We start from the raw sequence: 24438 nt of genomic DNA, 5'->3' as shown, positions 1-24438 counted from the left end.
AACGCAGATGGACGCAGATGTACGCAGATAAATTTTTACATTATTATATTAGAAAATGCTATATAGTAAAATATTACTTGATATTATAGTGAATCTTATATGAATAATTTGATGGAATTTCCTTGGCAGCAACCAGCAATTATTCTCCACAGTCAACGCTTGATGAAAAGTTTTCAGCATTGGTTGGGGAAGTCATTACTAGATGTGAATGGTTCACTAGAGGAAGTGGCGCAGCAATTATTTACAGCCCCATTTGTATTAGTTTCTCATGGGATTGAACCAGATCCAATTTTTAATTACGGAAATCTGAAAGCTTTGGAATTATGGGGGTTATCTTGGGAAGAGTTTACTAAAATGGCTTCGCGTAAAACTGCTGAAGAGATAGTACAACAAGAACGCGATCGCCTGTTAGCAGAAGCCGCAACTCAAGGTTTTAGTTATTTCTCTGGTGTGCGAATCACTAGCACTGGTAAGCGTTTTCATATCCAAGACGGTATTCTGTGGAATCTTTTGGATGAGCAACATCAATATTGCGGACAAGCCGCAGTCTACACTAAATGTACATTTCTTTGATGACCATTGTTTCACAAAGTTTCTGACTGTTCACGTTATGTGGAAAACCCAACTTGAAACCTAACTCCCTAACCCCCTTCCCTACTAGGGAAGGGCGAAAAATCAAAGCCTCTCTCCTTGCAGGGGAGAGGTTTGGAGAGGGGTTTTCCAGATCCCGTGAAAAATCAGCACAAACTTTCTGAAACAATTCATACTTTTAGTATAGACGGAAGTTTTGCTGACTATGACATTAATTTTGGCTTTCGCAACTCGTTAAAGTGGTTTTAACGAAATTCTAAAAGTATGTTTTTCTCCAATCAGCAATTCTAATTTCTCAATTTGCTTGTCTATTTCTTGACGTTGACGCTGTAACTCCTGTATTTGCTCATCTATTTCTTGTTGCTGCTTCTGTAAAATATCAATTTGAGATTTGATGTTTTCAGTTTCTTGATTTTGTAGTTTCCATTGTTGGAATAGAAAAACACCTAAAACTAAAGACAGGATAAATGCTATCAAGAAAGAAATTTTCAAGGACAGCACTACGTTAGAATTGTTGAAAAAACTACTTAAAGGAGCTATTGGGTTTGATTTCTCAGTTTCCCTGCTTTGTTTAGTTTCTGAAGTTCCATGTTTGTCAATTAAGCTTGATAAACCACGCCATACTCCAGCAGCTTCCAAATCGCTGTTTTTTCTAATTCCTGTAACAACTACCAAAAGTTTCTGTTTTGGGAAAGCTGTAATTTGTTCCAGTTCCCTGGCTAATTTTTCTTGATTTTCTGGTGATAATTCCTCAAATTTAGCTGTGGAGTCAGCAGGTGATTTACCCTGATTAATAGCATTTGGCTTGAAGTTTTCTCGCTCGTTTGGCAAAACTATAAAACCATTCTCTCCTCCAGATTTTACAGCCTTGTCTATTATTTGTTGTAACTCATCTCTCAATGCTTGCACCGTGAGAGATTTGATAATTGCTTCATCTGAAGCATCACCTACCCAGGCTACAGAATTACGAATGGGGCGGTTACGGTTGTCTGCACGTTCACTGGTTTTCAACCCAGTTACAAGTAAGATTAGTTTACCTTGAGAACGACCTAAAACAAGTGAATGAGCATCAGTATCTATTAAATCCGTAAATTCACGAGGAGGAATAGGCGGATTTTTTCGGATGTCCTCATTCTCATGAACACCGATTTTTAACCAGAAGTAATCCTGAGATATTCCTCTACTTTGAATGTAAATATCCATAATTATTTGCTATCAATTCTCAGTAAATTTGCACCTTGTATAACTGCGAAGCCACCAGTATTCTTACAGTTACCAGTAAAATCAAGTACAGCTTCTTTAAATGCGACATCTTTACCGAAAATATTCAGTATAGAGTTAATAATTGGTATACGTCGTTTTTCAAGATGTAATCTTAGGATAAAACGCAAAAGATAGCAGAGTGGTTGTTCACTATCTTTTGGTTGGTAGAAAGAGTCAGGATCACGCTTTACGAAATAAAAACAAGGTTCATCATCTTGCATTTCTACTCTGGAGAAAAATACACTACCAACTGTCTGAACTGGTGTTACTACTACAGCGACTTTAAGAAGCAGTTCATCACTACCAAAGTAATCCAATAATGTGCCATATTTGTCTCTAATATTTGCTAGTAATTCATTAGCATCCTTGTCATTTTGAATGTATTTTTCACACTTGACGGGAGCAAGGATCACCAGTCTTGGTGTATCTAAGTTCTCGTATGCTTGTTTAAATAAATTGATGATTCTTGTCGGCTGATTAAACCTGTCATGCCATTTACCTTTCATTTCCATCATCATAGGCGTATCAATTGCAATTAAAACTGCTGCTGATTCCCTGATGAAATTTTCTACAGTTTTGATATTCTCAGGAGTCGCGTGTGACTCAATATATCCACCCGGATAGTCTTGAAATTGCAATCTTAAAGAAGGTGATCTACCTGTTTTACCTAAATCAAACAAGAAGGAGCGAGGTGAACCACCACCTTTAACTCCGCCTGTTACTTTTATAGTATTACCCACAAGACTTTTTAACTCTTGCAGACGAGCATCCATAATGACTCTAGTAGCATCATCAGTAGGCTTTATTTGCAGATTAGTCTTACCAATTACTTGGTCAAATTGGTCATATATTGCTGCTAATAAACTGCTTTTACCAACACCGCTACTACCCAGCATGGTAATTTTTAGAGTTTGTATTGGTTCAGTTTTCCCTTGAAATATTCTGCTCAACATTCTTTTAATCCACTGAAAAATTTGCATTATGGAATTTTGTGATTTTAGTTCAAAAAGTTCTGGGCTGGTAAATCATTAATATTAGTTGCTTGCTCTACCACATTAAACCACTCGCGTAGAAGGCGATTTTTATCAGCTAAAGGTTGAAAATGTTCCGCCCAAACTTGTTTACGAACTTTGCGTAAAAACTTCCGCCAATCTTTCTCAATGTTTTCTGCACGCAGTACACGATCAACAAATTCTTCTAATATTGCAAAAGCGGCTTGATTAGGCTCAGTAAGGAAATCTTGTAAGGCATTTCCACATTGATAAATTACTTCTGGGTAAATCTCTTGAAAAGTATCAAGAACATTTTGCTCGTCAGGTGTTTGAGGAAGGCGGACGGCTAAATTAGGTGTTAGTTTATCTAGATGCTTGCGAATGCGATGCTGAATTAATCCTCTATATGATAGTTGAAAATCAGATAGGATTTGAAATCCATGTTTGAGGCTAGATAAAGTATCAGGTATTTCTTCAGCAATCACTTTGATAAATTCAGAACCTCGTGCTGCTGTTAAACCTCCCAGATGTCCTTTTTCTACTAAAACATCTGCCACTAAAGATTTTATTTCCTCGATTGAATATTTTAAGCTATCATCCAAAGACAGAAATTTGTTTGAGAGATTAGTTCTGATTTCATGCAGATATTTACTGTAGGCTGTTAGATAAGAGCCTTCACGATTAGCTCTCTTTTTTATGTCCTCCACGGTGGGAATGCCAGTGTCTTGACGGCAAAGTTGAAAAACTTCTTCTATCTGCTGTTTCAAGTAATCATTTTGGGAATCACGCTTGACAATTAGCTCTTTAAGCAGTTCTTCTAGACTATTTGTCACTTCCTCGAAAAATTCCTCAAATAAATCATCAAACATTGACTCTTCTTCATCGTTGAATTCTTCACTCAAGGCATTATTCGCTTTCTTTAACTCAGCTTGCACTTGATGATGAAGTTTAATCAATCTCTCTTGACAAGCAGTTGCATACTGCTTATCTAAATCAGTAATTTTCAAGGCAAAATATTCAAGAACTCTATCTAGAAGTTTGTTGGTTTCGTCTACCTCAGCACAATTAGCTATAATACATTCACGAACATTAATATGTTTGTTGCTAATGTCTGCGGCTAAGTCTTGACAATTGGGAAAGTTATTGTGGTTTTTTGAGTTAGAAGAGGTTTGATTGAGTACCATGAAAGACCACAAGTCAAGAGGCAAATCAAGCAGTGCTTGGCGAGCAGTATCATATAGTTTTACATCTACTTCTGCCCAATAGTCACCAGATGATTTTGGCATCCGCACAAACAGCACAGCATCAACATCTTGTCCTAGAGTTCTCATTAATCTGTCTTCATCACCTACGCCTGTATCACCCAACCCAGGCATATCTACTAAAGCAATTTGTCCTACATCAGTATTAGGAAAGTTACAAAAAATCTTTACTTCCCGCACTGCTAAATAGTTAAAAAATATTCTTTCACCTTCAGGAGTATCTTGAGCTACATATTCCCTAATTTCATCTCTAGAAATCCGCCGAGGTGAGGGTTTTTGTAACAAGTGCTGATACTTTTCTAAATTAGTGTGATATTTTTTTAGGTGTTCATACATTGCTGCCGGTTCAGCATATCCGGGGATATTTTTAGGCAAGTTAGGTAGAGGATTTTTCCCAAATTCTTCAATTGTGTTGGGTGTGTTGCCTAAACCGAGTTTTTGATAATAAGGTCTAATTACCTCATCTAAAAATGATTGCTCTGAGTAAAACCAAACTTCTCCGTAAGTATTGACGTTGGGGTGGTGGTAAATGGTACTACGAACCCCGGTGCAATGTTGCCTATCTCCGTCTGGTATCTCGGCAGTAGTGAGTCCTGTGAGACTCTGTAGTAAACGACTTTTACCTTGTCGTGCGCGTCCAACTACCCCAATGTTGAGGGTATCACGACAAAAACGCATTTTTAGCTGACTCAAAGCAGTCAATTCTTGATCAATACTTTTGTGAATGGCTGTACAATCGATTTCCTGCAACCGTTGACAGGCGTTTTGATCTTCGAGTTTTGCTAGTAAATGATTGCGGCTGTTTTCCAGATGGCGTAGTGTGGAAGAAAGCGATCGCAGATTAGTCTCTACATTTTGAATTTTCTCAGCTAGAGGACGGCGTTTTTGCAGAATACTAGCAATTTTCTCAGTCCTGTTGGTAGTTGCGTACATAAAACAGCTTGTTCGGTAGATAATTTAGGCTTGAGTTACAGCTTCAGGAACAGTTAAATTCGCTTAACTGTACTGATGACGGATATTGAGAACACAGTGACGTTTTAAATCACTTTTGCTAGTGTTCCCAAACTCAGTGAGCTAATTAACAACCTAGAACCAAAAAAAGCGTAATTTAGTCAAATAAGTTAGTAAGGTGTGTTCTTACGAATCCTTTCTTGTCAGAACGGGACATAACTCACGCATTCTAGATATGGTAGGGGCGGGTTCACAAATACCCTAGTTGAATAATCCCAGATATTGATCAACCCGCCCCTAGGAGGGTTTCTCGTACTGACGCACCCTACATTTTGGAGATTTTTTGATTTTCACCCACTGGCTAGAAGCAACCACAAGCAAAAATTATTACCTTGGGGTTAGCTGCTGCAATATGAGGAAATAAACCAGTGGTTCCTATTCGAGATAATAATCCTACACAAATTACGCCTTATGTCACCTTTGGATTAATTGCGGTGAATGTGCTGGCGTTTCTTTATGAAGCTAGTCTTCCTCCGCAAGCATTAAACGGGTTCTTACATTTAGCAGCTGTAGTTCCCCAGGAATTGAGTTTAAGTTTTGCTGGGGTTGATGTGCATCAACCTGTACCAGAATGGGCAACATTAATTAGTTCGCAATTTTTGCATGGTGGTTTACTGCACCTAGCTGGTAATATGTTGTTTCTCTGGATTTTTGGGAATAATGTTGAGGAAAAATTAGGTCATGCCAAGTATTTGCTGTTTTATCTTTCCTGTGGTGTTTTAGCGTCTTTGGCTCAATGGTTCTTCGCTCAAGATTCTAACATTCCTTCTTTGGGTGCTAGTGGTGCGATCGCTGGTGTGATGGGTGCATATATTCTCCGCTTCCCCCAAGCTGAAATTCTCGGTGTTATCCCTCTCGGCTTTTTCTTCCCCACTTTCCGTGTTCCTGCATATTTCTTTTTAGGTTTTTGGTTTCTACAACAGTCTTTCTACGGACTCGCTAGCTTAGAAGCACGTACTAATATCGGCATGGAAAGCGGCGGTATTGCTTATTGGGCGCACGCTGGCGGTTTTATCTTTGGCGCAATTCTTGCTCCTTTGTTGGGTTTATTTAGTGATAAACCAAAAGAAGAATCTTGGTATGGATAAAATTGATGATGTCATAGATACCCGACTTTTTTGAGAAGTTGGGTATCTGGGTTTAGAACTTTTTCGGCCAGGGTGCGGTGGGTGAGTCAGAATCATCTGAAGATTTTAATGTCTTCATTGCTGGGTAAGTTGGGGGGATGGAATTCTGCATGGGCGTATGTTCTAATTCATCAATTGCTGTTAATACTTCTAACGCTGACTGATATCGCTGTTTGTAATCATCCCGCACCATTTTACTGAGAATCTGCGCGAAACCTTGACTTACTATAGCTTTATCTATCCATTTCAATTCATCAAAAGAGTCTCTTGGTATATCGTGGGGTGCGATACCTGTTAAGGCTTTAATCCCTATCATCCCCACTGCATAGATATCACTGTTATATTGCGGACGACCAAAACATTGTTCGTTAGGTGCATATCCTCTCGTCCCAATCCCAATAGTAAAGGGAATTTGCTCTTGATTTTCTAGTTGTGGTAAGGAAATTTCTTTGACTGCACCAAAGTCAATCAATACTAATTTATTGTCTGAGTGTCGCCGGATGATGTTGCTGGGTTTAATATCCCGGTGAATTACACTATTTTCATGGACGAAGATTAATATTTGTAATAATTGCTTGACAAGTTTAATAACTTTTATCTCTGATGTAGTTTCACCTGATGGTAATTCCTGGTTGAGAGGATGCCCAATAATATATTCTTGTACTAAATAAAATTCTGCGTTTTGTTCAAAATAAGCCAATAACTGGGGAATTTGCGGATGTGTTCCCAATTTTTCTAATGTTTGCGCTTCTGTGGCAAATAAACGTCTAGCTAGTTCTAATCCCTTGGCTTCGCTGTTGGCTGGTTTGAGTTGCTTGACGACACATTGGGGATTACCAGGGCGTTGTATGTCTTCGGCAATGTAGGTTTCGCTAAATCCACCACAACTGAGAACTTTGACTATTTTATAGCGTCCGCCCAGAATGTTCCCGGCTACGGCTAAATCTCGTTGTTGTAGTAGGTCTTGCAAGTCCTGTTGTTGGCTGATAATCTCTTGGACAACGGGGGAAGTTTTATATTTCTGAAAAATCTCGACTATTTGGCGTGTTCTGATTTTTTCCCTGGCTACTTCCGTTGCTAGATAAGATGTGCCAGTAAATGCGATCGCTAGTATTGGTACTGCTGTCGGTAAAACTAACTGTCTCTCAGTCAAAATTATATAGCTAATCACTCCCCAAACCCCAGCCACAGCCATACACAAGATAAATCTTTTAATTCCGCTTTTGCTGTTGCTAATAATTAATGATGTACCGCCAACCAATCCCAGCACAAATAAACCTTGCAATAAAGGACTGTTAATTGCTGGCGCGATCGCTTTTCCGGTTAACAAAGTGGCGATCGCATTGGCGTGAATTTCTACCCCTGACATCCGTTCAGGAGACAACCAATTTCTCCCCACGGGAACAGGATGATAATCATTGGCTAACTGGGCTGTAGCTCCCACCAAGACAATTTTATCCCGAAATACCCGACCCTGCTGTAAATAATAGTTCCAGTTTTGCGGGTCGAGGACATACCATAAAGGAATCGTTTCAAATGTGCCAGCTGCCCCCCAGAAGTGGATGCGATCGCCTTGCGGTTGGGGATAATTAACTTGGGCTGCACCTAACACCGCTTGCTCAAACGCAGGGATTTTATCTGTGAGAACATCATCTATGGCTAACTGCTTGGTGAACTCATTAGCTAACCGATGCACCTTACCATCTACTTCTATAGGAAAATTTACAGTCCCGATAGACACTGGAGGGGCTTGAAATTTTTCTAATGGTAATCTCAACTGTGTGAATACGCCTTGGTGAGATGCAAAGATGTCATACTGCGCGGCGAGGGTGACTTTACTACCATATTTTTGCAAAGCCGCTTGCAGTTGGCGATCGTCCTCTGCACCATAACTACCAGGAGTATCAAACACCACATCCAAAGCCACAGCCCGCGCCCCAGCTTGCATCAGTTTGTCAATTACCTGGGCATAAGCCGCCCTTTTAAACGGGAATGCTCTCAGTGGTTCCAGGTAGGCATACTTTTGCGGATTTGTTTTATAGTATTGTTCGGGTACTGATATGGATTGATCATCAATTGCTAAAATGACAATATCTTCTGGAGGCACCAGCGCACCCCGCAGGTGAAAAAATGCAGACAGGGCTTGATTTTCTAGCCATTTAGTCTCAGTTATGCTAGAAGTGGTCAGTAATGCTGCCCCAATTGCAAACGCAAAGGCGAGTACATTACCAAAGCCAAGCACACGCTGCGGCTGGCGGGATGAGGCTGTCAGTGTTGGTTTTGTTGGTTTATTTGACGCTATATTGGCAGTAGATACATATTTTTTATCGGAGGTTGATCTAGGTTCTTCTGCCATATCGTGTTAATAATTAATTAGTTTACGTACAATTGTTTGATTTATTCACTTCCATTTATACTACAACCATATTGAAATCAGACTTAAATGAGCAACTTATACATTCGGAATAAAACAGTTATTATTCATCAACGCTTGAGTAAATCTCGACTGAGGCAGCTTTTACCCCAAACACTGTCTAACTTCCTCTCTCTGTGAGATGCCAGTAGTGATTATGCCTGATGAACTAGAGGCGGAATTCACCGACTCTGTGTTTGATGCTGGCTAGATTACACTCTCTGCAACTCACAGATCCTGTTTGTGCTTGACGAGTGGTTGATAGATTGACAGTTATGCAAATCTTGTTAAATGCACAATTTATATAGTCCCTATCCTATCCTAAGACCTATGCCTTACCTCTTTAGAAGTAAACTTGATGCCTCAAGCGTAAATCATCCTGTTAAGGAGTCAATTTTATTGGTAGATTTTGATTACAGGGTGTCTTGGATAGTGTGGGTGGTGAAAATGTTTAACACCCCACAGATAAATTCATATCTGGCAGCTAATTTTTACCTGTGAAAGAGGTAAGATAAAAGCTATACATGACAACCTAAGCTTGAGATATTAGCCAATTTGTCAATTGATAATTGCTATAATCTATTGTTCACTCTAATTTCTTTACTATTTTTAGGTGTATTTTTCTATGGGTTCTCCAATGAATCGTCTGTCTATTTTTGTAGACGGAAATAATATGTTCTATGCTCAACAAAAAAATGGGTGGTTTTTTGATCCCAGAAGAGTTTTAGAATACTTCAAACATGAACAATGCGACACAACATTAATTAATGCCTTTTGGTATACAGGCTTAAAAGACCCACAGGATCAACGAGGATTTAGAGATGCGCTAATTAGCTTAGGATATACAGTCAGAACGAAAATCCTCAAAGAATATTATGATGATTCGTCAGGGCGTTATTCACAGAAAGCTAATTTAGATATTGAAATCGTTGTAGATATGTTTAACACGGTTGATCAGTATGACCGAGTAGTTTTATTTAGTGGTGATGGAGATTTTGAACGGGCAATTGAACTATTACGTTCCAAAAATACACATATTACCGTAGTTTCAACGGAAGGAATGATTGCCAGAGAATTACGCAATGCCACAGATAGATATATAGACTTAAATGATATTAGAGACCAAATAGAGAAAACAGAAGCTTAATGTCCTTTGCAAATATTTACAAAATTAAACCTAAAACCACTAATGTAAGCGATATTAAAAGTAAAACTAAAGCCAAGAGTCGCAATGACAAATAAACCAGAGAGAATCATCATATTTGATACGACGCTTCGCGATGGCGAACAGTGTCCAGGCGCAACGTTAAATATAGACGAAAAGTTAGCGATCGCCAAACAATTGGCACGGTTGGGAGTTGATATCATCGAAGCCGGGTTTGCCTTTGCTAGTCCCGGCGACTTTGAAGCAGTCAGCAAAATTGCTCAAACTGTCGGCACAGAAAACGGCCCGGTAATTTGTAGTTTGGCTAGGGCGAGACACGATGATATTAAAGCCGCCGCCACCGCCATTAAACCCGCCGCTAAAGGGAGAATTCATACCTTTATTGCCACTTCTGACATTCACCTGCAATATAAACTTAAAAAAACTAGAGCAGAAGTGTTGGCGATCGCCGAAGAAATGGTAGCCTATGCCAAGAGTTTCACCAACGATGTCGAATTTTCCCCAGAAGATGCCGGACGTTCTGATCCAGAATTCTTATACCAAGTTTTAGAACGGGCGATCGCCGCCGGCGCAACAACAGTTAACATTCCCGATACAGTTGGTTACACCACACCCAACGAATTCGGGGCATTAATTAAGGGGATTAAAGAAAATGTCCCCAACATCGATCAAGCCATTATTTCCGTTCACGGACATAATGATTTAGGCTTGGCAGTTGCTAACTTCCTAGAAGCCGTCAAAAATGGTGCTAGACAATTAGAATGCACCATCAACGGCATCGGTGAACGGGCAGGAAACGCCGCCCTAGAAGAATTAGTCATGGCGTTACACGTCCGGCGACAATATTTTAACCCCTTCTTGGGTAGACCCGAAAATTCCGAAGAACCACTCACCAATATTGACACCAAACAAATTTACAAAACATCCCGCCTCGTTTCCAACTTAACGGGAATGTTAGTCCAGCCTAACAAAGCAATTGTCGGTGCTAACGCCTTTGCCCACGAGTCAGGAATTCACCAAGATGGAGTTTTGAAAAATAAACTCACCTATGAAATTATGGATGCCCAATTGATTGGCTTAACAGACAATCAAATAGTATTGGGTAAACATTCTGGGCGTAATGCCTTCCGCACCCGGCTAAAAGAATTAGGCTTTGAACTCTCAGAAACCGAACTCAATAAAGCCTTTGTCAGATTTAAAGAAGTAGCCGACAAAAAGAAAGAAATTTCTGACTGGGACTTAGAAGCAATTGTTAACGACGAAATCCAACAAGCACCCGACTTATTCCGGGTAGAATTGGTACAGATTTCCTGCGGTAGCAATGCCCGCCCCACAGCTACAGTTACCCTCCGCACCCCCACAGGCGAAGAACTCACCGACGCAGCCATCGGAACAGGGCCAGTAGACGCAGTTTACAAAGCAATTAACCGTGTCGTAAACGTGCCTAACCAGTTGATTGAGTTTTCTGTGCAGTCAGTAACCGCCGGAATAGATGCCATTGGTGAAGTGACTATCCGCCTAAGACATGAATCGAGAGTATTTTCCGGTCGTGCAGCCAACACAGATATCATTGTAGCTTCCGCGCAAGCTTACGTTAACGCCCTCAATCGTTTATATGCAGCTTTGCAAACACAAGAGAAACCTCAAGAAGTTGCTGTAGAGACAGTGTAGAAGTTTTAGGCCAAGGTTGTTGTAAGTATTTTTTCTACTTCAGCCTTGCCCTAAGATATGAGAATAGACAGCAGGTAGGTTGATCGAAGTGGCTACTGAGGCTCAATTACAGAGTTTATATCGTGTTTGCTATCAATTGACGTATATTATGCTCCAGCCAATACATCTGATATGCTTAGATAACCGAACTCTGAACATTTATATCCTAGCTGGACAAAACGAAGAGCTTGAGTTTCAAATATTACCTAATGGAGAGGTATTTTGATGAGTCAAGTTAATTACAGTGCAATGTCAGATGCAGAATTGAAGCAATACTTTCTCAGAAACCGTCAAGATAAAGCTGCTTTTCAGGCATATCTAGATAGACTTAATCAGCAACCCCACAAAATCATTGCTAGTCCAGATGATCCTAATTTTGATGAAAAAATTCAAGCAGCAATTCGCCAACGGCTAGAAGCAGCAAAAGGTAGCAATAGAGAACAGGATTGATGTTTATGCACACGGTCAAAATCAAGGCATCTACTACCATTCATGAATTATCATCATCAAAAATCTTGGCAAGAAGTCCGCGCGGCTTTTCAAAAAATCTGGGGTTATGAAGATTTCCGTCCGCCACAAGGGGAAATCGTCAACAGTTTATTATCACAACAAGATGCACTGATAATTATGCCCACAGGGGGCGGTAAATCAATTTGTTTTCAACTTCCAGCACTCCTACAAACCGGGTTGACTTTGGTAATATCCCCATTAGTAGCATTGATGGAAAATCAAGTGCAGGAACTACTGCAACGTCAGCAAAAAGCCGCACTCTTGCATAGTGAATTACCATCATTTCAACGCCGTGCAACTTTGCAAGCTTTAGAAAAACAACAGCTAAGATTACTCTATTTATCACCAGAAACTTTATTAAGTCCACCAGTTTGGGAAAGATTAACTCAGCCGCAATTGCAAATTAATGGCTTGATTTTGGATGAAGCCCATTGTCTAGTACAGTGGGGAGAAACATTTCGTCCAACTTACCGCAGACTAGGCGCAGTTAGACCGGCATTACTCAAACATAAACCACCGGGGACTAAAATTAGTATTGCAGCCTTTACTGCTACGGCTGACCCCCTAGCGCAGAAAACTATTCAAACTGTTTTACAATTACAACAAACAGAGATTTTTCGCCTGAATCCTTACCGTCCTAATTTGCATCCTACCGTCCGCATTATATGGACACCAAGGGGTAGGAAACAGCAATTAATCAAATTTATTCAAAATCGACCACAACAAGCCGGATTGATTTATGTTCGTACCAGGCGAGATAGTGAAAGTTTAGCCGCTTGGTTAACACAGATGGGTTACAAAACCGCCAGCTATCACGCCGGTTTAGGTGCAACAGAACGCCGGGCTGTGGAAGCCAGTTGGTTGGGTGGTAAAATTCCCTTTGTGGTGTGTACCTGTGCCTTTGGGATGGGGATAAATAAGCCTGATGTGAGATGGGTTATACATTATCACGCACCGCACCTGTTATCTGAATATGTGCAGGAAATTGGGCGCGCTGGTAGGGATGGTAAACCAGCCGAGGCTTTAACATTGGTGAGTGAGCCTACCGGGTGGTTAGATCCAGATGATAAACAAAGACAGCAATTTTTTCAAGACCAAATGCGATCGCAGCAACAAAAAGCCCAGCAGTTAATCAAAAAACTACCACACCAGGGAGAAGTTAACGCCATCACCAAACAATTTCCTGATAGTGCAGTAGCTTTAGCTTTACTTCATAGTACCGGACAATTAACCTGGCTTGACCCTTTCCATTACAAAATAGAACACAAAGCCAAACATCAACCGCCAACGCAATTACAAGCTGCTCAACAAATGACGCAATATTTAACTACTAAACAATGTCGTTGGCAGTTTTTATTAAATGCTTTTGGTTTTGATAAAGAAGCCACTAACTGGCGTTGTGGACATTGTGATAATTGTCGAAATTGACTTATCCAGTAATTTCTTGCTTTTTGCCATTAAATTGCTCAAATAATGCGCGATGAGATGAATAACCAAATTCATCATCACGAGTTTCATATTCTTGAATCCAATTTTGGAGAAACTCAAAAGTTGCCGCCTGTTCTTCCGGTGATGTAAATTTATGAGGTTCCCAAGGGCGGTTACGGTTGTTTTCTAAACATTTATCAATACCAGGATTGAGGAAATAAATTTCACTGGCGAATTTTAGAGCAATTTCGATGAGGCTACTATAACAACCTTCAATGACCCAAGAATGATTATTGTTGATAAAATTTAGTAAATCTTTTGCTGCATCTGCATGAGAACGGCGGACAGCAATTTGATTTGCTTCCCATGCAATAGTATCTAGATCAAGAACTGGAATACTGAATTTTTCTGCTAATTGATGTGCTAAGGTGCTTTTTCCAGAACCGGAATTACCAAATATTACAAATCGATACATTGTATTGATTTAACAATAAATATTACAGCAGTTTTCGGCTAATTAGACAATAGTGTAGAGACGTTGCATGCAACGTCTCTACGTGTTTGGTTGCCGTATACCTAAAACTGGCTTAAAAACCTGAAATCGCTGGCATACAAGCGGCGAATATCATCAATTTGATGTAATACCATTGCAAAACGTTCTACACCAAAACCAGCAGCAAACCCGGTGTAAATTTCTGGATCATAACCCACAGATTTCATCACATTCGGATCAACCATACCGCAACCCATGACTTCTAACCAACGCCCATTCCACTGTAAATCTACCTCAGCAGAAGGTTCAGTGAATGGGAAATAACTGGCACGGAAGCGAATGGGCAAATCACCAAACATTGCTTGTAAAAATACTTTGATAGTGCCTTTGAGGTCTGTAAAAGTCAATCCCTCATCAATGGCTAACAACTCGATTTGATGGAAAACTGCCGAGTGAGTGGCATCAACATTATCACGCCGATAAACTCGCCCTGGAGCAACAACCCGGATGGGTGGTTCTTCCTTTTCCATGTAACGAATTTGGACTGATGAAGTATGAGTACGTAAAAGATTACCGTCAGGCAGGTAGAAAGTATCCTGCATATCACGGGCTGGGTGATCGGGTGGAGTGTTCAGAGCCTCGAAATTGTAGTAATCTGTCTCCATTTCTGGCCCTTGCGCCACGGTGTAACCCATGCCGACAAAGATATCTAATGCTTTGTCAATTATACCATTTAAAGGATGAATGCGACCTTGGGGACGGTAGATGCCGGGCATCGTCACATCTAGAGTTTCTGCTTCTAGTTGTGCTTGAATTTGAGCCGCTTCTAAAGCAGCCTTTTGCTGGTCTAAACTGGCTTGTAGGGCTTCCTTGACGGTATTAGCGATCGCACCAATTTTAGGTCTTTCTTCCGCACTCATCTGCCCCATACTTCGCAACAGCGCACCTAGCTGGCCTTTTTTCCCCAGATAGTTAACTCTGAGTTCCTCCAGACGTTCTAGGCTATCGGCGGCGGCGATCGCTTGTTCTCCCTCTTGGCGCAATGCTAAAAGTTGAGCTTCTAAGTTGCTAGTCATTGAGTTAATAGTCAATAGTCCATAGTCAATAGTCCATATTTTTGGACTATTCGACAAATAACTTTAGTAGTATGCCATTAATTCATCAACGACAGGAGTTAAAACCATACGTCTTTTTACCAGTTTAACGTGATTAGATAGATAGGTGATTGTTCTGCCCACTCCCTACTCCCCATTCCCTGTGTTAATTGACTATGAAACTACTAATTAGCAACGATGACGGCATTTCCGCGTTAGGTATCCGTACCCTCGCCAACTGTTTAGCAGCAGCAGGCCATGATGTTACCGTAGTTTGCCCTGACCGAGAGCGATCGGCAACTGGCCACGGACTGACTTTACACCAACCGATTCGCGCCGAAATTGTCGAATCGATTTTTCATCCTGCCGTCAAAGCTTGGGCTTGTGATGGGACTCCCTCCGACTGTGTAAAACTGGCACTGTGGGCTTTATTAGAATCGCCCCCGGATTTGGTTCTCTCTGGCATTAATCAAGGTGCCAACTTGGGGACAGAAATCCTCTATTCTGGTACGGTGTCTGCGGCTATGGAAGGCATGATTGAAGGCATCCCCAGCATCGCACTGAGCCTAACCAGCCACACTGAAAAAAATTTTCAACCGGCGGCGGAGTTTGCCACAACCCTAGTCGAGCAAATATCTCACAAACCGATTCCCGATTTGATGTTGCTCAACATTAACATTCCGGCGGTGAAAGCCGAAGAAATTGCCGGTGTCAAACTTACCCGTCAAGGAGTACGGCGTTATGTAGACGTTTTTGACAAACGCATTGATCCGCGTGGTAAAACCTACTACTGGTTAACTGGGGAAGTGTTAGAAGATGTCGAACCGCCAGCCGGGTTACATTTACCGCAAAACATACCCATTGATGTAAATGTGATTCGGGATAACTATATTAGCATTACGCCATTGCAATACAACCTGACTTATGCCACCGGATTAGATAAATTATTTGACTGGGAGTGGAATTTTTCTTAAAGAATTTGAGGGTAAATCGGATTTCCTGGTATGTTTATTCGTTGCTGTTGCCAATACCCAATCCGTTTGAGTCAGTAAAATGCAACACAGCCAAATATAGGCTATAAATTAGGAGCGTTGTTGATATTACTTATACAAATATTTTGGGAATAATAAAGTAAATGCCTAGCATTCACTTAGTTAGTTGACATAAGCTACCTTCAACAAGGTGTGCTGTTTTACCATTCACCTTTTTCTCTATCACATACAGTAAAACAGCATAAATTTAACAAGACAACACAAACTTTTGTTATTGATTGCCCGCTCAGTCCAGCAAATAATGCCCATGTCTAGGATAGAGAACCAATTTAGCGTACAATTTTGGGGTGTTCGCGGCAGCATTCCCAGTCCAGGGACACACACAGTCCGTTATGGTGGTAACACTCCTTGCATCTCCATGCAAGTGGGTGGTAAACGCTTAATTTTTGATGGTGGTACAGGGCTGCACGTTTTGGGGCAATCGTTATTGCGCCAAATGCCGATAGAAGCTTATCTATTTTTCACTCATTCCCATTGGGATCATATACAGGGATTTCCCTTTTTTGTCCCCGGATTTGTCAAAGGGAATAACTTTCATATTTATGGTGCGATCGCTCCTGATGGTTCTACAGTAGAACAGCGTCTGAATGATCAGATGCTGCATCCAAATTTTCCCGTACCCTTGCAGATCATGCAAGCTAACTTGCATTTCCACAACGTTCACCCAGGGCAACCAATATATATTGATGGTGGCATTACCGTAGAAACGGCATCACTCAACCATCCTGGGGAGGCGGTAGGATATCGAGTGAATTGGTGTAATGGGGCGGCGGTTTACATTACCGACACAGAACATTTTCCCGATAGATTAGATGAAAATGTGCTGTGGCTGGCACGGAATGCGGATATTTTAATTTACGATTCTACCTATACTGATGACGAATACTATTCCCCTAGATCACCGAAAATCGGCTGGGGACATTCTACTTGGCAAGAAGCCGTGAAAATAGCGAAAGCAGCTAATGTCAAGACACTGGTAATATTTCATCATGATCCAGCCCATGATGATGATTTTTTAGATAATGTGGGAGCAGAAGCCATTGCTCAATTTCCTGGTGCTGTCATGGCACGGGAAGGAATGGTACTTCATATTCCTGTATCACGCCCCTTATCAGAATCTTTGCCTGTCAGTCATATTTCCGATTAACCGTGACAGTCAAAGTCATGGGAGATTTTAGATTAAATTTGAAGAAGGCAGGAGGTAGGAGGCAGGAGGCAGAAGGAACGTTTTCAAACTTTTGAAAACGCATCTGAATTGGAGCCTCTTGATGACTTGGTGTCTTAAACTCTTGCTCTCGAAAATTGTCAGCAGATGCAGCCTTCAGCATAACTGCCCTCTGCTTCCTGCCTGTTGTCAATAAACCTCAAATCCCAGAATCTCAGTGCTAAATTTGTCTCAAAAAGGGTGTTCTGTGTGGGTGGCTTCTGCAAATGCAACTGAAGGGCTGCTAACACCAACTGCTGTTGCTCTTGGCAAATTTGATGGTGTCCATCTTGGCCATCACAGAGTCATTCAACCAGTTTTGCAGTCAGGATTAAGAGATGGGGAAAATTTATCAGCACACTCACCCCATGAACTCACCACGCCACCAACCCCACAAGAACGGATATACTCGACAGTTGTCACCTTTAATCCCCACCCGCAGGAGTTTTTTACCGGGCAACCCCGGACATGGTTAACACCATTAGATGAAAAAGTACAACAATTGCGATCGCTTGGGGTAGAACAATTAGTTTTGCTACCCTTCGACAGAGAATTAGCCGCGTTGACTCCTGAAGAATTTGTCCAAAAAATTTTAGTACAGCAACTACGCTGTCAGAAAATCAGCGTCGGACAAGACTTTTGTTTTGGCAAAGAACGCCGAGGAACTGCCAAAGATTTGCAGGCGATCGCCGCCAAGTATCATATACCTGTGACTATAGTAACTTTACAAACTACGACAGCACCTTTATCAGATCAAACTCACTCTACTGCTCCTATTAGCACTTCACTGATCCGCCAACACTTAGAAATCGGAGATATCAAAAACGCTAACCGATGCTTAGGACGACCTTACACCCTGATTGGTACGGTAGTCAAAGGTGAACAACTAGGTAGAACCATAGGCTTTCCCACAGCTAACTTAGAACTCCCCAAAGACAAATTTATCCCCCGTCAAGGAGTGTATGCAGTCCGTGTCAACCTGCTCAACGAGATATCAGCAGATAATACATCTAGTGAACTGTTGGGAGTGATGAATATTGGTAATCGTCCGACAGTCAACGGTACTAATTTTTCTATAGAAGTACATCTTTTCAATTGGTCGGGTGATTTATACAGTAAGAAACTAGCTGTAGAGTTAGTAGAATTTTTGCGCCCAGAACAAAAATTTTCATCCCTAGAAGCCCTCAAAAACCAAATTCAACAAGACTGCACCATTGCCAAAGAAGTTTTATCAGAATTAGGACTTACGCAAGTGTCACATTAAATCTGTCTTGTAGGGTGCGTCAGACTGCTTAAATGCTGCCAATAAACAGATTGTTGATATCTGACGCACCCTACTGGCTGCCTCCTGCCTCCTGCTATAAATTTTGAAATGTAATTTTGAATTGTGAATTGTTTAGCAGCTAAGTGGGAACACTGTAAATAGAGGAGTGGGGAATAGGGCATAGGTTATTCTCTGCTCCAGTTTCTTATCGCCGAGTCACCAACCCCCAACCTGTGGAGCATGAGAGAAAAAATTGACGCTCTAACCCAAAACCTCAATCGTACCATCGTTGGCAAACATGAAGCCATACGCTTAGTTTTAGTAGCGTTGTTAGGTGGAGGTCACGCCCTCCTAGAAGACGTGCCAGGAGTCGGTAAAACTCTTTTAGCTAAATCCTTAGCTCGTTCACTAGATGGTAAATTTCAACGGCTACAATGTACACCCGACTTACTCCCCACAGATATCACAGGCACAAACATCTGGAGTCCCAAAAGCGGCGAATTTACTTTTCTGCCCGGCCCGGTTTTTGCTAACGTCTTGCTAGCCGACGAAATCAACCGCGCCACACCCCGCACCCAGTCAGCTTTACTGGAAGTGATGGAAGAACATCAAGTTACAGTTGATGGAGTTTCCCGCCCAGTACCACAACCGTTTTTTGTGATTGCTACCCAGAACCCCATCGAATATCAAGGTACTTTTCCCCTACCAGAAGCCCAAATGGATAGATTTATGCTGTCCTTGAGCTTAGGTTATCCCTCTGCTGATGAAGAATTAGAAATGCTGCAAAATCTCCAGCAGGGTATCAAGGTAGATGAATTACAACCTTGCATGACTTTGGAAGAAGTAGCACAATTACGTCATCTCTGCTCAAAAGTCCAAGTAGAAACTTCCTTACAGCAATACATTCTGGAATTAGTGCGGACAACACGCCAAGATGAAGAAATTACCCTTGGTGTGAGTCCACGGGGGACAGTAGCCTTACAAAAAGCCACCCAAGCCTTAGCTTTTCTGTTGGGGCGTGATTATGCCATTCCCGATGATGTCAAGTTTTTAGCTCCTCATGTACTTTGTCATCGTCTGATTCCCAGAGGAGGGCGTAATGCTAGAAGTGTAGTGGAGCGATTATTGCGAGCAGTACCTATTCCTTAAACGCTAGTTTCCTTATCCTGCTGAGATTTGCGCGTGTTAGGATCGCCTAAAAAACAAGGACACATCTAAATGTTTATTTGGGAATGTGAGGAATGTCAAATCTGGTTAAACGCAAATCCCGTAGCCGCAAACTCAACCGCAAGCCTTTGGGGTTAATATTCATCATTTTAACTTGGAGTCTGGTAATGGGTTGGCTGTTAGCTTTGGCAACTACCGCCCAAGGTGTCACACCCTCAGCAGAAATTGGCACAATTGATCTAGTACCCGCACAACACCAACTAGGACAAGAATTATATCTAGAAAATTGTTCTGGTTGTCATATTGCCCTACCACCGGCGGTATTACCCACCCAAACCTGGAGAAACCTGATAGAAGACTCCCAGCACTACGGCGTAACCCTCAAACCGTTGATTGATCCACCGCGTATGCTTGTATGGAGGTATCTTTCCACCTTCTCCCGTTCCCAATTACCAGACGAAAACACACCCTATCGAGTGAATAATTCGCGTTATTTTAAAGCTTTACATCCCCAAGTCGATTTACCCCGCCCTGTGCAGATCAGTGGTTGTATCAGTTGTCATCCGAGTGCTAAGGACTTTAATTTTCGTCGCCTCAGTCCAGAGTGGGAAAATTAGGGACTGGGGACTGGGGACTGGGTACTGGGGACTGGGTACTAGGTACTGGATATTAAGAAGAAATTCTCCCTCATCTCCCTCATCCCCCTCATCGGATATCGCTACTTGAGTATGGTGGGCGATCGCTGCCTCATCTGGGGGTGAAATGATACTATTAAAAGAGTTTCCATTTAAAACTGCGAAATCAAACGGATCATCTAAATTCATAGATTGAGTCTCATTTTTGCTGTTTTTGAGTTACTTTACCTCTCATTCCCATCCATGACTGACAATGGTTGGGTTGGGTTAAATTCTTATAATCATTAGAATAGTCAAACCCTTTTAATTCCCATCCTCTCAATTTAGTTCCAGAATCTGCCATGCTAAAACTCTTGTTGGGCGACCCCAACGCTCGTAAGCTGAAAAAATACCAACCCTACATTACAGAAATTAATCTTCTAGAGGAAGAGATTCAAGCTCTTGCCGATGAAGATTTAAAAGGCAAAACAGTAGAGTTTAAACAGAGACTGGCCAAAGGCGAAACTCTGGACGATATCCTGCCAGAAGCCTTTGCTGTAGTGAGGGAGGCAGGTAGACGAGTCTTAGGGTTGCGGCATTTTGATGTTCAGATGTTGGGCGGTGTCATTCTACATACTGGACAAATCGCCGAAATGAAAACTGGTGAAGGTAAAACCCTAGTGGCTACCTTACCAAGTTATTTAAATGCCCTGACTGGTAAAGGTGTCCACGTAGTCACTGTCAACGATTACCTGGCTCGTCGGGACGCGGAATGGATGGGACAGGTACATCGTTTTCTGGGTTTAAGTGTGGGTTTGATTCAGGCGAGCATGACTCCCAGTGAACGCAAGAAAAATTATGACTGCGATATCACTTATGTAACTAACAGTGAAGTAGGCTTTGACTATCTGCGGGATAACATGGCTACATCAATGGCTGATGTAGTACAGCGTCCGTTTAACTATTGCGTCATTGACGAAGTAGACTCAATTTTAATTGATGAGGCGCGGACACCATTAATTATTTCAGGTCAGGTAGAAAGACCGACAGAAAAGTATCTCCAAGCGGCGGAAATCGCCTTGACTCTACGAAAAGATGAGCATTATGAGGTAGATGAAAAAGCTCGTAACGTACTGTTAACCGATGAAGGTTTCGCGGAAGCAGAACAGCTTTTGGGGGTGACAGATTTATTTGATCCGGAAGATCCTTGGGCGCACTTTGTATTTAATGCGATTAAAGCTAAAGAACTTTTCGTCAAGGATGTCAACTACATCGTCCGTAATGGCGAAGTGGTAATTGTTGATGAATTTACTGGACGGGTGTTACCCGGAAGGCGTTGGAGTGATGGCTTGCACCAAGCGATTGAAGCGAAAGAACGGGTAGATATTCAGCCAGAAACCCAAACGCTGGCAACAATTACTTATCAAAACCTGTTCTTGTTGTATCCCAAATTGGCGGGGATGACGGGAACGGCGAAAACAGAAGAAGCCGAGTTTGAAAAAATTTACAAATTAGAAGTCACGATCATTCCTACCAACCGCACCAGAAAACGGCAAGATTTATCTGACTTGGTATTTAAGAAAGAGACTGGCAAATGGCGCGCGATCGCTGGTGAATGTGCCGAAATGCACCAACAGGGTAGACCGGTTCTCGTGGGAACTACCAGTGTGGAAAAATCTGAATATCTCAGTCAACTACTAAAAGCACAAGGCATTCCCCACGAATTACTCAACGCCAGACCCGAAAACGTAGAACGGGAAGCGGAAATTGTCGCTCAGGCAGGACGTAAAGGTGCTGTTACCATTGCCACAAACATGGCGGGACGTGGTACGGACATCATCCTGGGTGGTAACTCCGAATATATGGCCAGGCTGAAACTGCGGGAATACTTGATGCCACGCATCGTTAGACCAGACGATGAAGACGTTTTTGGCGTACAGAGGGCGGCGGGTTTACCCACAGGACACGGTGGCGGTCAAGGTTTCGTTCCTGGCAAAAAAGTCAAAACTTGGAAAGCTTCCCCGGAAATTTTCCCCACCCAAATCTCTAAAGAAGCAGAACAGCTGTTAAAAGAAGCTGTAGATGCTGCCGTGCGGGAGTATGGTGAGCGTAGTTTAGCAGAACTAGAAGCAGAAGATAAGGTAGCTGTAGCCGCCGAAAAAGCCCCTACTGATGACCCGGTAATTCAGAAATTACGAGATGCTTACAAACGGGTGAAGCAGGAATACGAAGAATTTACCGAGCAGGAGCATAACGAAGTTATAGAATTGGGTGGTCTGCACGTAATTGGTACTGAACGCCACGAATCACGGCGGATTGATAACCAGTTACGGGGACGCGCCGGACGACAAGGAGACCCTGGTTCAACCAGATTCTTCTTGAGTTTAGAGGATAACTTACTGCGGATTTTTGGAGGCGATCGCGTTGCCGGTTTAATGGAAGCCTTCAACGTCGAGGAAGATATGCCCATTGAGTCGGGCATGCTTACCCGCAGCTTAGAAGGCGCACAGAAAAAAGTTGAAACCTACTACTACGACATCCGTAAACAGGTGTTTGAGTACGACGAGGTAATGAATAACCAACGTCGCGCCATCTACGCCGAACGTCGTCGGGTGTTGGAAGGGCAAGACCTAAAAGAACAGGTCATTAAGTACGCCGAAAAAACGATGGACGAAATCGTTGACTACTACATTAACGCCGATCTCCCCTCAGAAGAGTGGGAATTAGAAAAGTTGGTGGAGAAAGTTAAGGAGTTCGTCTATTTGCTGTCTGATATGCAAGCCAGTCAATTAGAAGACATGGGAGTAGGTGAAATTAAAGCCTTCTTGCATGAACAAGTAAGAATTGCCTACGACCTCAAAGAAGCCCAAATTGACCAAATTCAACCTGGACTGATGCGCCAAGCTGAACGTTTCTTCATCTTGCAACGCATTGATACCCTATGGCGTGAACACCTCCAACAAATGGATGCTTTGCGTGAGTCTGTAGGCTTGCGTGGTTATGGACAGAAAGACCCGCTTATTGAGTATAAGAGTGAGGGTTATGAGTTGTTCTTGGATATGATGGTCAACATCCGCCGTGATGTTGTTTACTCGCTGTTCATGTTCCAACCTCAGCCTCAGCCAGCAGTGCAAACTTCTTCTGAGATGGTGTAAAATTTATCATCCAAAGCGGGTTAAAGTGGTGAGCCAAACCTTGACCCGCTTTTGGCAATCAATAAAGGATGTACTAAAAACCTGTTCCCTGTTCCCTTTTTGGTCATATTTGGGAAAAAATGTTTATTTACCAGAGCAATAGGTATTGATTTCCTTGACTATGGCACCTTCTTCAACACTGCTCTTTTGTAAGGTTACTAAAAAGCGATTTGCATCTCGTATGTTCTTTTTATCTATAGCTGCGGCTGTATCATTTAAACTTTTACTAATGTCTTGATAGAGTTTAAAAAAGCGTCCTTGGAAACCTTTTAATGCTTCATCTTGAATTGCCAAGCCTTTCATTTCTGTACTGATTTGGTCTATCTTACCAGAAAGTTCAATTAGACCTTGAGAACCTTTTGCAGATTTGGGATCTTTACCGAATTCTTGACCTAAAACCGCCGCCTGATTGGCAACTTTAATAACTTTGTTACATTGAGCTACTTTGCTTTCTCCGCAACCTGTAAAAGTTAATGCGATCGCACCTGCTAGAGAAAGTGTAGCAGTTCGTTTGAGTATACTGGGCATAAGTTGTCATATCTCCGATAATATTTAATTAACATTGGGCAGAAAAAATAACTCTTTGACCAAAATACAAGTCAACTTTGTTTGTGGTTCTAATTTTTTTAACCCTGTTACTTTATACTTCATTCTTGTCAATACGTATATGGAATTTCACTGAACTAGAAAAAAATTAAATTACATATACATAATTGGATGTGATTATCAACTCCCTTCTGCCTTCTGCCCTCTGATTTTCATTTAACGGGGAACGGGGAACAGGGAACAGGGAACAGGGACTATCTGTGAAAGATTACCCCCGTCCAGTCCTACCACCTATTGGTGGGAGACTCAAACCCAGGGAGAGAGAGTTGACAAACTTT

At 41.8% G+C, this 24438-nt stretch carries 20 protein-coding genes; 12 read left to right on the top strand and 8 right to left on the bottom strand.

The window, feature by feature from the left end; genetic code table 11:
- The first annotated feature begins 99 nt into the window (after window positions 1–99).
- The gene (locus tag A3775_RS18655) at window positions 100–573 is read left to right on the top strand and encodes an MEKHLA domain-containing protein (protein WP_066426214.1); all 474 of its coding nucleotides are present in this window, start codon (window positions 100–102) and stop codon (window positions 571–573) included.
- 252 nt (window positions 574–825) lie between these two features.
- Here A3775_RS18655 and A3775_RS18650 read toward each other — a convergent pair whose 3' ends face one another.
- Genes A3775_RS18650 through A3775_RS18640 form a run of 3 tightly spaced genes read right to left on the bottom strand, consistent with a single transcriptional unit; the run spans window position 826 to window position 5041 of the window.
- A complete protein-coding gene (locus A3775_RS18650) occupies window positions 826–1794 on the bottom strand; it encodes a hypothetical protein (RefSeq protein ID WP_066426212.1) in 969 nt (322 codons plus the stop codon).
- A gap of 2 nt (window positions 1795–1796) precedes the next feature.
- Window positions 1797–2834, bottom strand: coding sequence for a hypothetical protein (locus tag A3775_RS18645; protein WP_231867034.1), 1038 nt, complete (start codon window positions 2832–2834; stop codon window positions 1797–1799).
- 17 nt (window positions 2835–2851) lie between these two features.
- The gene (locus A3775_RS18640) at window positions 2852–5041 is read right to left on the bottom strand and encodes a hypothetical protein (protein WP_066426210.1); all 2190 of its coding nucleotides are present in this window, start codon (window positions 5039–5041) and stop codon (window positions 2852–2854) included.
- A 446-nt stretch (window positions 5042–5487) separates the two neighbouring features.
- On the opposite strand from A3775_RS18640, the gene A3775_RS18635 reads away from it, so the two are divergent.
- Window positions 5488–6207 carry a rhomboid family intramembrane serine protease gene (locus A3775_RS18635; protein ID WP_066375711.1) on the top strand — a complete coding sequence of 240 codons (720 nt, stop codon included), beginning with the start codon at window positions 5488–5490 and terminating at the stop codon, window positions 6205–6207.
- Window positions 6208–6259: 52 nt separating this feature from the next.
- On the opposite strand, the gene A3775_RS18630 is transcribed toward A3775_RS18635, so the two are convergent.
- Window positions 6260–8602: a CHASE2 domain-containing serine/threonine-protein kinase gene (locus tag A3775_RS18630; RefSeq protein WP_066426207.1), complete on the bottom strand. Its 2343-nt coding sequence runs from the start codon at window positions 8600–8602 to the stop codon at window positions 6260–6262.
- Window positions 8603–9284: 682 nt separating this feature from the next.
- Between A3775_RS18630 and A3775_RS18625 the strand changes: the two genes are divergently transcribed.
- The 4 genes from A3775_RS18625 (at window position 9285) to A3775_RS18610 (ending at window position 13472) form a co-directional block, all read left to right on the top strand.
- Window positions 9285–9806: an NYN domain-containing protein gene (locus A3775_RS18625; protein ID WP_066375705.1), complete on the top strand. Its 522-nt coding sequence runs from the start codon at window positions 9285–9287 to the stop codon at window positions 9804–9806.
- Window positions 9807–9890: 84 nt separating this feature from the next.
- Window positions 9891–11495, top strand: coding sequence for a 2-isopropylmalate synthase (locus A3775_RS18620; protein ID WP_066426206.1), 1605 nt, complete (start codon window positions 9891–9893; stop codon window positions 11493–11495).
- 264 nt (window positions 11496–11759) lie between these two features.
- Window positions 11760–11984 (top strand): DUF6887 family protein, encoded by a 225-nt coding sequence (locus tag A3775_RS18615; protein WP_066426204.1) that lies wholly within the window; start codon window positions 11760–11762, stop codon window positions 11982–11984.
- Window positions 11985–12026: 42 nt separating this feature from the next.
- Window positions 12027–13472 (top strand): ATP-dependent DNA helicase RecQ, encoded by a 1446-nt coding sequence (locus A3775_RS18610; RefSeq protein ID WP_066426202.1) that lies wholly within the window; start codon window positions 12027–12029, stop codon window positions 13470–13472.
- A 1-nt stretch (window position 13473) separates the two neighbouring features.
- Here A3775_RS18610 and A3775_RS18605 read toward each other — a convergent pair whose 3' ends face one another.
- Window positions 13474–13947, bottom strand: a complete 474-nt coding sequence (locus A3775_RS18605; RefSeq protein WP_066426200.1) for an AAA family ATPase — start codon at window positions 13945–13947, stop codon at window positions 13474–13476.
- A gap of 101 nt (window positions 13948–14048) precedes the next feature.
- Window positions 14049–15041: a phenylalanine--tRNA ligase subunit alpha gene (gene pheS / locus A3775_RS18600; RefSeq protein ID WP_066375691.1), complete on the bottom strand. Its 993-nt coding sequence runs from the start codon at window positions 15039–15041 to the stop codon at window positions 14049–14051.
- A 194-nt stretch (window positions 15042–15235) separates the two neighbouring features.
- On the opposite strand from pheS, the gene surE reads away from it, so the two are divergent.
- The 5 genes from surE to A3775_RS18570 all read left to right on the top strand — a co-directional run bounded on the left by surE (window position 15236) and on the right by A3775_RS18570 (window position 20363).
- The gene (surE, locus tag A3775_RS18595; protein ID WP_066375688.1) at window positions 15236–16033 is read left to right on the top strand and encodes a 5'/3'-nucleotidase SurE; all 798 of its coding nucleotides are present in this window, start codon (window positions 15236–15238) and stop codon (window positions 16031–16033) included.
- 325 nt (window positions 16034–16358) lie between these two features.
- Window positions 16359–17258, top strand: a complete 900-nt coding sequence (locus tag A3775_RS18590; RefSeq protein ID WP_066426199.1) for an MBL fold metallo-hydrolase — start codon at window positions 16359–16361, stop codon at window positions 17256–17258.
- Window positions 17259–17523: 265 nt separating this feature from the next.
- Window positions 17524–18579, top strand: coding sequence for a bifunctional riboflavin kinase/FAD synthetase (locus tag A3775_RS18580; RefSeq protein WP_231867036.1), 1056 nt, complete (start codon window positions 17524–17526; stop codon window positions 18577–18579).
- Window positions 18580–18819: 240 nt separating this feature from the next.
- Window positions 18820–19728 carry a MoxR family ATPase gene (locus A3775_RS18575; RefSeq protein WP_066375680.1) on the top strand — a complete coding sequence of 303 codons (909 nt, stop codon included), beginning with the start codon at window positions 18820–18822 and terminating at the stop codon, window positions 19726–19728.
- Between the two features lie 92 nt (window positions 19729–19820).
- On the top strand, window positions 19821–20363 hold the full coding sequence (locus A3775_RS18570) for a diheme cytochrome c (protein WP_066375674.1): 543 nt from the start codon (window positions 19821–19823) through the stop codon (window positions 20361–20363).
- Between the two features lie 217 nt (window positions 20364–20580).
- Here A3775_RS18570 and A3775_RS24400 read toward each other — a convergent pair whose 3' ends face one another.
- Window positions 20581–20724 carry a hypothetical protein gene (locus A3775_RS24400; protein ID WP_156481676.1) on the bottom strand — a complete coding sequence of 48 codons (144 nt, stop codon included), beginning with the start codon at window positions 20722–20724 and terminating at the stop codon, window positions 20581–20583.
- On the opposite strand from A3775_RS24400, the gene secA reads away from it, so the two are divergent.
- A complete protein-coding gene (secA, locus tag A3775_RS18565; protein ID WP_066375671.1) occupies window positions 20723–23515 on the top strand; it encodes a preprotein translocase subunit SecA in 2793 nt (930 codons plus the stop codon). The genes A3775_RS24400 and secA overlap by 2 nt on opposite strands.
- A gap of 123 nt (window positions 23516–23638) precedes the next feature.
- On the opposite strand, the gene A3775_RS18560 is transcribed toward secA, so the two are convergent.
- Window positions 23639–24082, bottom strand: a complete 444-nt coding sequence (locus A3775_RS18560) for a hypothetical protein (RefSeq protein ID WP_066375667.1) — start codon at window positions 24080–24082, stop codon at window positions 23639–23641.
- Window positions 24083–24438: the final 356 nt, after the last annotated feature.

Source organism: Anabaena sp. 4-3 (assembly GCF_001597745.1).
GTDB lineage: Bacteria > Cyanobacteriota > Cyanobacteriia > Cyanobacteriales > Nostocaceae > Trichormus.
This window is presented reverse-complemented; position numbering and strand designations above follow the sequence as displayed.

Excerpts from the sequence above, each read along its gene's own strand:
- A3775_RS18655 (WP_066426214.1), top strand. The coding sequence starts at position 100 with ATGAATAATTTGATGGAATTTCCTTGGCAGCAACCAGCAATTATTCTC.
- A3775_RS18650 (WP_066426212.1), bottom strand. The coding sequence starts at position 1,794 with ATGGATATTTACATTCAAAGTAGAGGAATATCTCAGGATTACTTCTGG.
- A3775_RS18645 (WP_231867034.1), bottom strand. The coding sequence starts at position 2,834 with ATGCAAATTTTTCAGTGGATTAAAAGAATGTTGAGCAGAATATTTCAA.
- A3775_RS18640 (WP_066426210.1), bottom strand. The coding sequence starts at position 5,041 with ATGTACGCAACTACCAACAGGACTGAGAAAATTGCTAGTATTCTGCAA.
- A3775_RS18630 (WP_066426207.1), bottom strand. The coding sequence starts at position 8,602 with ATGGCAGAAGAACCTAGATCAACCTCCGATAAAAAATATGTATCTACT.
- A3775_RS18625 (WP_066375705.1), top strand. The coding sequence starts at position 9,285 with ATGGGTTCTCCAATGAATCGTCTGTCTATTTTTGTAGACGGAAATAAT.
- A3775_RS18620 (WP_066426206.1), top strand. The coding sequence starts at position 9,891 with ATGACAAATAAACCAGAGAGAATCATCATATTTGATACGACGCTTCGC.
- A3775_RS18615 (WP_066426204.1), top strand. The coding sequence starts at position 11,760 with ATGAGTCAAGTTAATTACAGTGCAATGTCAGATGCAGAATTGAAGCAA.
- A3775_RS18610 (WP_066426202.1), top strand. The coding sequence starts at position 12,027 with ATGAATTATCATCATCAAAAATCTTGGCAAGAAGTCCGCGCGGCTTTT.
- A3775_RS18605 (WP_066426200.1), bottom strand. The coding sequence starts at position 13,947 with ATGTATCGATTTGTAATATTTGGTAATTCCGGTTCTGGAAAAAGCACC.
- pheS (WP_066375691.1), bottom strand. The coding sequence starts at position 15,041 with ATGACTAGCAACTTAGAAGCTCAACTTTTAGCATTGCGCCAAGAGGGA.
- surE (WP_066375688.1), top strand. The coding sequence starts at position 15,236 with ATGAAACTACTAATTAGCAACGATGACGGCATTTCCGCGTTAGGTATC.
- A3775_RS18590 (WP_066426199.1), top strand. The coding sequence starts at position 16,359 with ATGTCTAGGATAGAGAACCAATTTAGCGTACAATTTTGGGGTGTTCGC.
- A3775_RS18575 (WP_066375680.1), top strand. The coding sequence starts at position 18,820 with ATGAGAGAAAAAATTGACGCTCTAACCCAAAACCTCAATCGTACCATC.
- A3775_RS18570 (WP_066375674.1), top strand. The coding sequence starts at position 19,821 with ATGTCAAATCTGGTTAAACGCAAATCCCGTAGCCGCAAACTCAACCGC.
- secA (WP_066375671.1), top strand. The coding sequence starts at position 20,723 with ATGCTAAAACTCTTGTTGGGCGACCCCAACGCTCGTAAGCTGAAAAAA.
- A3775_RS24400 (WP_156481676.1), bottom strand. The coding sequence starts at position 20,724 with ATGGCAGATTCTGGAACTAAATTGAGAGGATGGGAATTAAAAGGGTTT.
- A3775_RS18560 (WP_066375667.1), bottom strand. The coding sequence starts at position 24,082 with ATGCCCAGTATACTCAAACGAACTGCTACACTTTCTCTAGCAGGTGCG.